The organism is Hallella bergensis DSM 17361 (assembly GCF_000160535.1).
Lineage (GTDB): Bacteria > Bacteroidota > Bacteroidia > Bacteroidales > Bacteroidaceae > Prevotella > Prevotella bergensis.
On record NZ_GG704781.1, the window covers coordinates 63,261 to 75,049 of the forward strand.

Genomic DNA, 11,789 nt, shown 5'->3' on the forward strand with positions numbered 1-11,789 from the left:
ATGGCAAAAATACAAATTAATTAGTTTTTGGCCAAATAAAACATATAAAAACACCGCGAAGGTTAACAGATGTCATTTATTAGAGGCGACGTGCTAACATATTGTAGTGTTTTTTTGAGGTTTTAAACACTCCCCGTAGATAAAAAGCCGTATCTTTGTAGTTGCTAAATACATACATGATGACGAAGAAAATCCTAACAGCAGTTGCTCTATTTGTTGCTGCCTCACCATTGGTGTCGGCACAGGGCTTTGACAATTTGCCCAACCCTGTCGAGGATGTCAACAAGGTCGTTGACAACACGCCTGACTCCATTGCCCAGGCACTGATGTCGCGCCCGGCTCCCGGCAGTACGAGGAAGGGTGTCAATCCGGTGCTCTTTTTGGTGGGAAACTCCACGATGCGTAACGGAACCAAGGGAGATGGGGGCAACGGCCAATGGGGTTGGGGATACTATGCCAATCAATATTTCAATGGAAACAGAATCACCGTCGAAAATCAGGCGCTCGGCGGGATGTCCACACGTACGTTCTACAACAAGCTTTGGCCGGACATACGGCAGGCGCTGAAGCCCGGCGATTGGGTGATTATATCCATTGGGCACAACGATAACGGCCCCTACGATTCCGGTCGTGCCCGCGCAGTGCTTCCCGGCACGGGCTATGACAGCCTGAATATCACCATCAAGGAGACCGGTGAGAGCGAAACCGTGTATAGTTACGGCGGGTATCTTCGTCGTTATATCGCCGACTGCCGTGCTGCCGGTGCACACCCAATTATCATGAGCCTTACACCGCGTGATGCTTATGACGAGAAGAGTGGGAAAATCGTCCGCAAACCGCAGACTGGGTGGGGGGCGATCGTGGCAGCCGAGGAGGGGGTGCCATTTGTCGACCTCAACGAAATAAGTGGACAAAAACTCGACTCCTATAGCTCGTGGAAAGAGAAATATCATTTCTTCGGAGACCACATCCATACGAGTTATTGGGGAGCGGAAATGAATGCGCGTTCAGCAGCCGAAGGGTTGATGACCAGCCGTAATCCTGTTCTAAAGCCCTTGCAGGACATGATGATCAATGTGGCTTTGCCCGTATGGCCAGTCAGGCGTGAGGCGGGGAAACCCGTGGTATGGATCACGGGCGATTCCACGGTAAAAAACAAGGACAAAGACAAAGACGATATGTGGGGGTGGGGAGCCTTGGCGGAAACCATCTTTGATACCAGAAAATGCATCCCCTACAATGCGGCGATGGCTGGCCGATCCACGCGAAGCTATATTCGGGAGGGTCGATGGGAGAAAGTCTACAACAGTCTTCAGCCGGGCGACTTTGTGCTCATCCAGTTCGGACACAACGATATCTGCCCGATCACGGATCGCAAGGAGCGTGGTGTAATTCCCGGAACAGCAGACACCTGCCATGTCTTTAAAATGGAAAAAGATGGCCGTTACGAGGTGGTTTACAGTTTCGGATGGTATCTGAAAAAGATGATAGACGACACGCGTGAGAAGGGAGCCACGCCCATCCTGCTGTCGCTCACGACACGTAATGAGTGGCCCGGAGGCAAGGTCGAGCGTCGCAACAGTTCGTATGGCAAATGGTATCGCGAGGTGGTGGAAGACACTGGGGTGGAATTTGTAGATGCCCACAATCTCATAGCCGACTATCTTGACAAGCATTATAAGGGCAAGGCCGATGCCGCCGCCTATTTCAAGAAAGATCACACACACACCTCTTACCAAGGTGCAAGGAGCAACGCAAGGATCATTGCCAAGGGAATCAGACAAATTGATTCTCATCTTTCTGTTTTCCTCAAATAATCGTTCTCATCTCACCCTACTACAAAACTCGCGTATTTTATGATAGACAGACAGACCGTAGAAAAGATAAAGGATACTGCCAACATTGTGGAGGTGGTGTCGGAGTTTGTGACTCTCAGGAAGTCGGGTGCCAACTACAAAGGGCTCTGCCCGTTCCACAACGAGAAAACGCCGTCTTTCTATGTATCGCCGGCACGTGGAATCTGCCATTGTTTTGGTTGTGGCAAGGGTGGTACGCCTGTGAACTTCGTGATGGAGCATGAGCAAATGACCTATCCTGAGGCACTCAGGTGGTTGGCTCAAAAATATCATATTGAAATCAAGGAACGCGAACTCACTGATGAGGAGAAAGCCGAGCAAAGCCAGCGCGAATCGATGTTCATCGTCAACGATTGGGCCTGCAACTATTTTGAGGACTTGCTTCACAACCATGCTGACGGCAAAGCCATCGGCATGCAGTATTTTCACAGTCGGGGCTTTCGCGATGATGTGATCAGGAAGTTTCGCTTAGGCTACGATTTGAGCGATCGTTCTGCCCTGGCTCGGGCTGCTTTGAATCAAGGTTACAAGGAAGAGTTTCTGCTTTCCACGGGCATTTGTTTCAAAACAGACCGTGGCGAACTGCTCGACCGTTATGCCGGACGGGTGGTGTTTCCATGGATTGGCATCAGCGGCAAGGTGGTAGGCTTTACTGCGCGTGTGCTTGACAGCCGCACCAAGGGCGTAAACCAGAAATATGTCAACTCTCCGGCGAGCGATATCTATCACAAGGACCGGGAGTTGTATGGCATTTGGCAGGCCAAGAAATCCATTGCCAAGGAAGACAGGGTGTTTATGGTGGAGGGACAGGCCGACGTGATAGCCATGCACCAGTGTGGCATAGAGAATGTCGTTGCCAACTCGGGCACAGCCCTGAGTTTCCACCAGATACACACCCTGCATCGTTTCACGTCGAACATCACCCTTATTTATGACAACGACCCGGCGGGTATTCATGCGGCCATCAAGGGTACGGATATGCTGCTGGCCGAGGGAATGAATCTCAAGGTGTTGCTTCTGCCCGACGGTAAAGACCCTGACGAATTTGCCCGTTCACACACGGCTGCAGAGTTTCGGGAGTATATCGAACAACATCAGAGCGACTTCATCCAGTTCAAGACCGACCTCCTGCTCAAGGGCGAGACCGACCCCACCAAGCGCGCTGATGCCATCAACTCCATCGTGGAGTCTATCTCCATGGTACAAGACCAGATACTTCGCAACACCTATATTCACGACTGTGCCCAGCGTATCGATATTAACGAGCGCACGCTGATCAATCAGATGAATGCTTTTATTCGAAGACGGCGCAAGAGCAACAGTTCTGCAACACCAACCATGCGGGAACAAGGTGCCGACTCCGCAGCCGGCCAAACTGCACCACCCATCCACACCGTTACACCAATGCAACAGGCTGGCAAGGTGGAACGCATGCTTGCACAGATGGTTGTGCGATATGGAGAGCGCTTCATACGGAATATCAAGGACGAAGACGGCAATGTGTACGATCTGACCATTGCCCAATACATACGCTGTAACCTTGAGAGCGACCAATTGGAGTTTAAGCATCAGGTCTTCAATAAAATCTTGGAAGAAGCCGTGCAGATGAGTGATAATCCCGAGTTTCGGGCCGAGCCTTATTTCATTCACCATGACGATATCCAAATTAGTCAGGAAGCAACTCAGATGGCCGCCGACCACTATCATTTCTCGTTGTCCAAAGAAGAGGAAATCCTTAATGAAGAGGACCGCAGGGAGAACGAGGAGAATGAAATGGAAAGACTGAAGCAACAGGTGGATCACCTGCTTCTCGACTTCCGTATGGATTATGTGGAGTTGCACCTTAAAGAACTGATGAACCAGATTAAGCAAGCCTCTGACGACATGGAGCAACTCAAAAAGCTGATGGAGGAATATAGGGAAATGCAGGAAATCCGCAACAAGCTGGCCAAAATGTTGGGCAGTAACATTATTATATAGGGCTTGTCTTTCCTTTAAAAAAGTTGACTCGTCAGTTCAAGTTTTTTTAGGGAAAGGCACCTGTGGTTATTGTTTTTACCTGACGCTTGTAAAGCAGTAACTTTTGATAATTATCAATGTTTTGAGGTTAACAAGCAGAGCCAGATCCTTATCGTCTTCCTGTTGTGAGATCGAAAGAGTCGAGATAATTTTTTCTTTACAATCCGTCTTTGATATTTCGTGAATTTAAAAATAAATAGCTGTTGGCTGGAAATACGAGAAATTTGAGGTGACTTGTATTATGCTGACAGTTAGGCGTTTAGCAAATATAGTGTGTGGGATGCAATTTGATGACCCGCGATTAGGTATGGAATGGCGATGCGATCAAAGCCTAATCGTGAGACGAATACTATTCTTCCGCTTGATGATGAGGCCTAAGTCGGACAGCCAGAAGATAGTAATCGCAAAGCCTTTGAATTTTTCTGCTCGGATAAATTCAATTTTTCTGTAGAAACATGGCGTGTTTTGCTCTGGATGCAACAAATATTATTACTGGAAAATAGTAATTATATTTTATAAAATGAAGAGGGATGAGTGAAGAGTGAAGAGGGATGAGTGATGAATTAAAACATTGTGATGGTATAAAGGTATATTACGGCAGCTGGGATGGCCATGAGGCTGGAGTCGAAACGGTCGAGCATGCCACCGTGTCCGGGCAGGATGTTACCGCTGTCTTTGATGCCAAGTGTGCGCTTGAAAAGACTCTCCACAAGATCGCCCCAGGTGCCGAAAACACATACCATCGCCCCCAAGCCAATCCATTGATAGGTGTTCAGCGTGTGCGGGTCTCCGCTTTTGTTGGCCAGATAACCAATGATTGCGGCCACGACAAGTACCAGCACTGCACCGCCGAAGCTGCCCTCCCAAGATTTGGCCGGTGAGATGCGGGGGAAGAGTTTGTGTTTCCCCAACAGCGTACCCGTGCAATAGGCACCCGTGTCATTGACCCATAAGAATATAAAAACGCTCAGGGGGAGCAGAGTGTCGAAGCGGATTCCACTGCCATCGGGTGCCATCTCAAAGGCCAGAATGTTGATCAGGGAGAGGGGTAAAGCGATATAGAACTGCCCAAGCATGGTGTAGGCCCAGTCGTTGATGGCATTTTTATTGCCGGTATAGATTTCACTGACAAACAGATAGACAATGGAAAGGATATAGGGTACCATCACAATGAAATGACCAACAATTCCTGTTCGCCATGCAGCTACCGCAACAAACAGATATACGGCGGCAACCGTGGAGATGAACCTGTTGACCTGTACGTTCTCGGCGTAGCTGTTGGTCAGTCCGGTGTACTCCCATACACAAAGCCCTGTGATAACGGAGAACAACAGTACCATGGCTCTGGGGTTGAGGAATCCGGCCACCATAATGGATACATACAACACTCCGGTGATGGATCTGACGATTAAATTCTTTTGTTTGCTATTCATATTTTAGGAGTGATGAGTTAAGAGTGTAGAGTTAAGAGTGAATAGTGCGGAGGGAAGAATGGTGGGAGAGAAAGGGATGGGACGAACGCCCATCTCCTTCCTTTACCGCCTATTTTGCCGATTCATTTTTGGCCTCTGTTTCTGTTTCCGTCTCTTTCTCTTGTGCTGTTTGATGTTCTATAGACTCTTGTTCATCTTGGGATGGCTCAGCCTGTGCATCTTTATGCTTATTCTGTGCCGCTTCATGCTCAGCTTGTGCCTGCTTCACTATGTCGGGCATATCTTCCAACTTGGGAGTCTCGGCCTTTTCGCGCGCATCTTGAAGAGCTTTGTTTTCTTGTAAGATTTCTTCTGTGCGGCTCACCCAAGGACGCTTGCCAAAGATTTTCTCCACATCTTCGGCAAAGATGACCTCCTTGGCAAACAGCAATTCAGCCAGTTGCTGATGCCCATCTTTGTGTTCGGTCAGGATTTTCTTGGCCCGAGCATACTCCTCATTGATGATTCTGAGTACCTCGTCGTCCATCACCTTGGCCGTGGTCTCGCTATAAGGACGCTGGAACTGGTATTCCTGATTGTTGTAATAACAAATGTTGGGCAACTTGTCGCTCATGCCAGCGTATGCCACCATGCCGTAAGCGCTTTTCGTGGCACGCTCCAAGTCGTTCATGGCCCCCGTTGAGATGTGTCCGATGAACAACTCCTCAGCCGCACGTCCGCCCAAGAGAGCACACATCTCGTCGAGCATCTGTTCCTTGGTTGTGATGACACGCTCCTCGGGCATGTACCAAGCCGCACCGAGGGCCTGGCCACGCGGCACGATGGTAACCTTGACCAAGGGATGGGCATGCTGGCAGAACCAGCTGATGGTGGCATGTCCGGCCTCGTGGATGGCGATGCTCCGCTTTTCAGCCTGGGTCATCACTTTGGTCTTTTTTTCCAGTCCACCGATAATGCGGTCTACCGCGTCGAGGAAGTCCTGCTTGCTCACGCAATCCTTATCATGGCGTGCAGCAATTAGCGCGGCCTCGTTGCAGACGTTGGCAATGTCTGCTCCCGAGAATCCCGGAGTCTGACGAGCCAAATAATCGATATCGAGGCTGTTGTCGGTTTTCAGTGGTCTGAGATGCACCTGGAAGATAGCCTTGCGCTCCGTGAGGTCGGGTAGGTCTACGCTGATCTGTCGGTCGAAACGGCCGGCACGCAGCAACGCCTTGTCGAGCATGTCAACGCGGTTGGTGGCTGCCAGCACGATGACACCGGAGTTGGTTCCGAATCCGTCCATCTCGGTGAGCAGGGCATTCAACGTATTCTCGCGCTCGTCGTTGCCGCCCATAGCGGGGTTTTTGGAGCGGGCACGGCCTACCGCATCAATCTCGTCGATAAAGATGATACAAGGAGCCTTTTGTTTGGCTTGGGCGAAGACGTCGCGCACACGGCTGGCACCCACGCCGACAAACATTTCCACAAAGTCGGAACCCGACATCGAGAAGAAAGGCACGCCGGCTTCACCGGCTACAGCCTTGGCCAAGAGTGTCTTACCCGTTCCCGGAGGGCCGATAAGCAATGCGCCCTTGGGAATTTTTCCTCCCAGCTCGGTATATTTCTCTGGGTTCTTCAAGAACTCAACGATTTCCTGAACTTCCTGTTTGGCACCTTCCTGTCCAGCCACATCCTTGAAAGTGATGCCTAATTCGTAACCCTTTTCAAAGAGTTTGGCCTTGCTCTTGCCCACGTTGAACACGCCGCCACCGGGGCCGCCGCCACTCATGCGACGACTGAAGAAAAATATCATACCGAAGATGAAAAGCAAGGGGAGGAGGTTGATGAGAATGGCCACGAAGTCACTCCCCTTTTCGTTGTTGTAGCTAAATCCGGTGATGTTACCTTTCTGCAGCTGGGTGTCGAGATATTTCTCAAGTTCGTCTACCGAACCGAACTGCACGGAGAGGTATGGATTCTTGCCCGTCTGTTTGGCCGACTGCTTGAAAACGTTGCGGATAAACTTGGGTTTGACATACATACGAAGGGTGTGGTCAGTGATGTTGATGACTACGTTTTGGGCATATCCCTTTTCAACATGAGTCTTGAATTCAGTGTACTGAACTTCCTTGCTCACGCCGGAACCCTTTGCAAGAGATTCTCCGCCACCGGTAAAGAACAGGATGGCAAGCGACACAGCAATGATGGCGTATATCCAGTTCATGTTGAACCTGGGCATCTTTGGCTGGTCGTCGTTGTTATTTTGAGGTTGTTGTTTATTATTATCCATCGTTGAATAGTTGATTGTTGTACTCCTTTGGGCATCAAACGACGTGCCAAAGATTAGTCAACATTGGGTATTTTAGTTAATTTAGCATCTTCCCAAAGCTCTTCGAGATTGTAGAAGGTGCGCATTTCCGGTTGAAAAATATGAACCAACACATCTGCAAAATCAATGGCTACCCACTGGTTGTAGCCCAAGCCATTCACGCCGACTGGTTTCTCGCTCATTTCCCTGCGGCATATATCGCCCACAGACTCGGCTATGGCCTCGACCTGATTTGATGAGCTTCCCTGGCAGATAACGAAATAGTTAGCGATTGCTCCTTCTATATGACTGAGGTCTACAACTACGATATCCTGGCCTTTCTTGTTCTGGATTCCTTTGGTAATGGTTTTAACGAGTTCTGTTGCTTCTGTCATTGAAAATCTTAAAATAGTTACACCTTGCTTGTCAATATTATATATATAGCGCAAAGTTACGCTGAATAATTGAGAAAAAACGTCTTTTGGGGTAATATTTTGTTGTTTTAAACTGCGATTCATGATTTGATGGCATGATATTCTCGACAGGATTCAAGTCGATGCGTGGTAGAGCCGTAAGTCTATAGTCATACAACCCAATACGGCATCGTAACAAATTCTTTGAAAATTTTGGCAAATAAATCTTCAATTATTTGGCACTTTCAAAAAAATAATATACCTTTGCACCGCAATTCCAAGATGAGTTGCGAATGACATTGGGATATGGTGTAATGGTAACACTACAGATTCTGGTCCTGTCATTCCAGGTTCGAATCCTGGTATCCCAACTGAATAACAACAAACCCGCTGGTTCAGCGGGTTTGTTGTTTTTGGTATGGCAAACGTATGACGGGCGAATACGAAGAGACTCTATAGAACATGAATAGTGCCAAGACAGACAGTCAAAGCATCTTAGACCAACCCGTCAAGGCGCTTTTTCAGTTCTTTGAGTTGTTCGCGCACATCTATAAGAGCGTCTAACACCTCCGCACTTCGATCCGAAGCATCACGATTGTGATACATATACTTGCGTGCGGCAGCAATTCTGAATCCCCGCACTTTGACCAAATTGTAAATCACCTTGATTTCCTCTATATCTTTGTCCGTGTACTGGCGCACCTTGGTCGATGCCACAGTCTTGGGTTTGAGGCTGGGAAATTCAGTCTCCCAATAACGCAGTGTGCTTTCGTTCACACCGATCATCTTTGCAACCTCTTTAATAGAGTAATAGAGTTTGGGAGGGGGATTATTATTCACTGTCATCTGGTGATACTGGTTTTAATGCTGCTTTGGATAAGTCCAGGAACCCTTAGAAAGGGTTCTTCTGCAAAGATAACAAAAAGATTGAACAGTTACCGAATCATCATCAATTATTTAAAAAAAAATAAGAGAATAAGAATTATCCTTTACCCGTAACCGCCTATGTGCTTTCTTTTTAGTAACTTTGCACGGCAAAGGACAAAAGGAATTAAAATAAAAGCAACAATACAATGATGACAGCAAACGAAATTCGCGACTCTTACAAGAAATTCTTTGAGTCGAAAGGTCACGTCATCGTCCCGTCGGCACCCATGGTGATTAAGGACGACCCCACGCTGATGTTTACCAACGCTGGTATGAACCAGTGGAAAGATATTATCTTAGGCACCAAGGAGCCCGAACCGCGCCGCCGCACCAACTCGCAGAAATGCCTGCGTGTAAGCGGTAAGCATAACGACTTAGAGGAGGTGGGGCACGACACCTATCACCACACCATGTTCGAGATGCTCGGCAACTGGAGTTTTGGCGACTATTTCAAGGAGGGGGCTATCGATTATGCCTGGGAGTTTCTGGTAGACGTGCTGCACCTCGACCCAGCCGACCTGTATGTCACCGTGTTCGAAGGCTCGCCCGAGGAAAACATTCCACGCGACGATGAGGCTGCCAAATACTGGAGCAAACATCTGCCCGAAGACCATATCATTAATGGAAACAAGCACGATAATTTCTGGGAAATGGGAGACACCGGTCCATGCGGTCCGTGTTCGGAGATACACATCGACTCCCGACCGGCTGAGGAGAAAGCCAAGAAGCCCGGTCGCGAACTGGTCAATATGGACGACCCACAGGTGATTGAAATCTGGAACATAGTGTTCATGCAGTTCAACCGCAAGTCTGACGGCTCACTGGAGCCATTGGCCATGAACGTCATCGATACCGGTATGGGCTTCGAGCGCCTCGTGCGTATGCTTCAAGGCAAAAACTCTAACTACGACACCGACATCTTCCAGCCTATCATCAAGGAAATCGAGATTCACTCTGGGAAGAAATATGGCTTTACAACTCCATCTGGCAAAGATGGCAAGGCAGCAGACAACCAAGAGAAAATCGACATCGCCATGCGTGTTATTGCCGACCACCTGCGCACTGTGGCCTTCTCCATTGCCGACGGACAGTTGCCCGGTAATGCCAAAGCCGGATATGTTATTCGTCGCATCCTGAGACGTGCCGTGCGCTATGCCTATACATTCCTCGACCAGCGCCATGCGTTTATGTTCAAGCTCCTCCCCGTATTGATACAGGAAATGGGGGGTACCTATCCCGAGTTGCCGGCACAGCAAGAATTGATTAGTCGAGTGATGAAGGAGGAGGAGGACAGCTTCCTGCGTACTTTAGAGAAGGGGATTCAACTGCTCAACGGCGATATGGAAGAGCTTCGTGAGCAGGGCAAAACCCAACTTGACGGCACCAAAGCCTTCCGCCTGTTTGACACCTACGGGTTCCCGCTCGACCTTACCGAACTCATTTGCCGTGAGAACGGACTCTCTGTAGATGAGCAAGGATTCAACGCTCAGATGACTAAGCAGAAAGAGCGTGCTCGCAACGCTGCTGCTGTAGAGAACAGCGACTGGGTGGTTTTGAAGGAAGGCGAACAAGAATTTGTAGGCTATGACTATACCGAATACGAGTGCAACATCACGCGCTACCGCAAGGTGACACAGAAGAAGAAGAGTTTCTACGAGGTGATGTTAGACCACACGCCTTTCTATGGAGAAATGGGTGGGCAGGTCGGCGACCAGGGAGTGCTTGTGAACGAGGCCGAAACCATTGACGTCATAGACACCAAGCGCGAGAACAATCAAAGTGTACATATCATCAGGACATTGCCCAAGGATCCCAATGCCGGCTTTATGGCCTGCGTGGACACCGACAAGCGCACGGCAAGCGCTGCAAACCATACTGCCACACACTTGCTCGACTATGCCCTGAAGAAAGTTTTGGGCGACCATGTGGAGCAAAAAGGCTCATACGTGAGCGCCGATACGCTGCGTTTCGACTTCGCCCACTTCCAGAAGGTAACCGACGAGGAGCTTCGCGAAGTGGAGCGATTAGTCAACCGCCTTGTGCGCGAAGACCATCCTATGGATGAGCACCGCGACACACCTGTTGAGGAAGCTAAGAAGATGGGAGCCGTGGCTCTGTTTGGTGAAAAGTATGGCGACAAGGTGCGCGTGGTGCGCTTTGGACCGAGCTGTGAGTTCTGTGGAGGCATCCACGCCAAGAGCACGGGTTGCATCGGCATGTTTAAAATCTTATCCGAAAGCAGTGTGGCTGCCGGGGTTCGCCGTATAGAAGCCATGACCGGGCAAAAGTGCGAAGAGGCGATGTATACCCTGGAAGACACGGTAAGATATATCAAAGGTGTGTTCAACAACTCGAAAGACCTGAAATCCACCATCGAGAAATTCATCGAAGAGAACGCACAGATGAAAAAGGAGATGGAAAGTTTCCGGTCGCAGGCTGTGGACCGCACCGCCAAGACACTTGCCGAACGGGTTCAGACCGTCAATGGCATGAACGTTGTCAAAGCTGTCATACCCGTGCAGCCTGCCTCTGCCAAGGATATTGTGTTTAAGATTCGCGAGCTCATTCCCGCCAATCTCATTTGTGTGATTGGTTCTGTTTATAACGACAAGCCCATGCTCTCCGTGATGCTCTCTGAGGACATGGTCAAAGAGCACAACCTTAACGCCGGGCAGATGGTGCGTGAGGCTGCCAAACTCATTCAGGGAGGCGGCGGCGGACAGCCCCATTACGCCCAAGCCGGCGGTAAGAACAAGGACGGCTTATCGGTAGCCGTAGACAAGGTAGTAGAACTGGCAAACCTATAAATTGCCATAGGAGGGGCGTATGCAGCTATACGGTTGCACCGCTC

General features: G+C 49.3%; 7 protein-coding genes and 1 tRNA gene. 4 read left to right on the forward strand and 4 right to left on the reverse strand.

Translation table 11 applies throughout. The annotated features are described in order from the left end of the window. Positions 1 to 179: 179 nt before the first annotated feature. Both HMPREF0645_RS04255 and dnaG read left to right on the forward strand, forming a co-directional pair. Positions 180 to 1,817 (forward strand): rhamnogalacturonan acetylesterase, encoded by a 1,638-nt coding sequence (locus tag HMPREF0645_RS04255; RefSeq protein ID WP_419185644.1) that lies wholly within the window; start codon positions 180 to 182, stop codon positions 1,815 to 1,817. Between the two features lie 39 nt (positions 1,818 to 1,856). Next, the gene (gene dnaG / locus HMPREF0645_RS04260) at positions 1,857 to 3,836 is read left to right on the forward strand and encodes a DNA primase (RefSeq protein WP_007173647.1); all 1,980 of its coding nucleotides are present in this window, start codon (positions 1,857 to 1,859) and stop codon (positions 3,834 to 3,836) included. 602 nt (positions 3,837 to 4,438) lie between these two features. Here the strand turns inward: dnaG and HMPREF0645_RS04265 are convergent. The 3 genes from HMPREF0645_RS04265 to rsfS form a co-directional block, all read right to left on the reverse strand. Continuing rightward, complete coding sequence (locus tag HMPREF0645_RS04265) at positions 4,439 to 5,308, reverse strand: phosphatidate cytidylyltransferase (protein WP_007173649.1); 870 nt, start codon at positions 5,306 to 5,308, stop codon at positions 4,439 to 4,441. 109 nt (positions 5,309 to 5,417) lie between these two features. Further along, positions 5,418 to 7,580, reverse strand: a complete 2,163-nt coding sequence (gene ftsH / locus HMPREF0645_RS04270) for an ATP-dependent zinc metalloprotease FtsH (protein ID WP_007173650.1) — start codon at positions 7,578 to 7,580, stop codon at positions 5,418 to 5,420. A gap of 53 nt (positions 7,581 to 7,633) precedes the next feature. After that, a complete protein-coding gene (gene rsfS / locus HMPREF0645_RS04275) occupies positions 7,634 to 7,993 on the reverse strand; it encodes a ribosome silencing factor (protein WP_044123295.1) in 360 nt (119 codons plus the stop codon). 318 nt (positions 7,994 to 8,311) lie between these two features. Here rsfS and HMPREF0645_RS04280 point away from each other — a divergent pair. After that, positions 8,312 to 8,382: transfer RNA gene (locus HMPREF0645_RS04280), tRNA-Gln, on the forward strand. Positions 8,383 to 8,506: 124 nt separating this feature from the next. Here the strand turns inward: HMPREF0645_RS04280 and HMPREF0645_RS04285 are convergent. After that, positions 8,507 to 8,857, reverse strand: coding sequence for a MerR family transcriptional regulator (locus HMPREF0645_RS04285; protein WP_007173652.1), 351 nt, complete (start codon positions 8,855 to 8,857; stop codon positions 8,507 to 8,509). Positions 8,858 to 9,084: 227 nt separating this feature from the next. Here HMPREF0645_RS04285 and alaS point away from each other — a divergent pair, with 227 nt between their 5' ends. Further along, the gene (gene alaS / locus HMPREF0645_RS04290) at positions 9,085 to 11,745 is read left to right on the forward strand and encodes an alanine--tRNA ligase (RefSeq protein ID WP_007173653.1); all 2,661 of its coding nucleotides are present in this window, start codon (positions 9,085 to 9,087) and stop codon (positions 11,743 to 11,745) included. Positions 11,746 to 11,789 lie beyond the last annotated feature (44 nt).

Bases quoted from the DNA above. Each gene is read 5' to 3' on its own strand.
- HMPREF0645_RS04255 (WP_419185644.1), top strand. From the start codon at position 180: ATGACGAAGAAAATCCTAACAGCAGTTGCTCTATTTGTTGCTGCCTCA.
- rsfS (WP_044123295.1), bottom strand. From the start codon at position 7,993: ATGACAGAAGCAACAGAACTCGTTAAAACCATTACCAAAGGAATCCAG.
- ftsH (WP_007173650.1), bottom strand. From the start codon at position 7,580: ATGGATAATAATAAACAACAACCTCAAAATAACAACGACGACCAGCCA.
- HMPREF0645_RS04285 (WP_007173652.1), bottom strand. From the start codon at position 8,857: ATGACAGTGAATAATAATCCCCCTCCCAAACTCTATTACTCTATTAAA.
- dnaG (WP_007173647.1), top strand. From the start codon at position 1,857: ATGATAGACAGACAGACCGTAGAAAAGATAAAGGATACTGCCAACATT.
- HMPREF0645_RS04265 (WP_007173649.1), bottom strand. From the start codon at position 5,308: ATGAATAGCAAACAAAAGAATTTAATCGTCAGATCCATCACCGGAGTG.
- alaS (WP_007173653.1), top strand. From the start codon at position 9,085: ATGATGACAGCAAACGAAATTCGCGACTCTTACAAGAAATTCTTTGAG.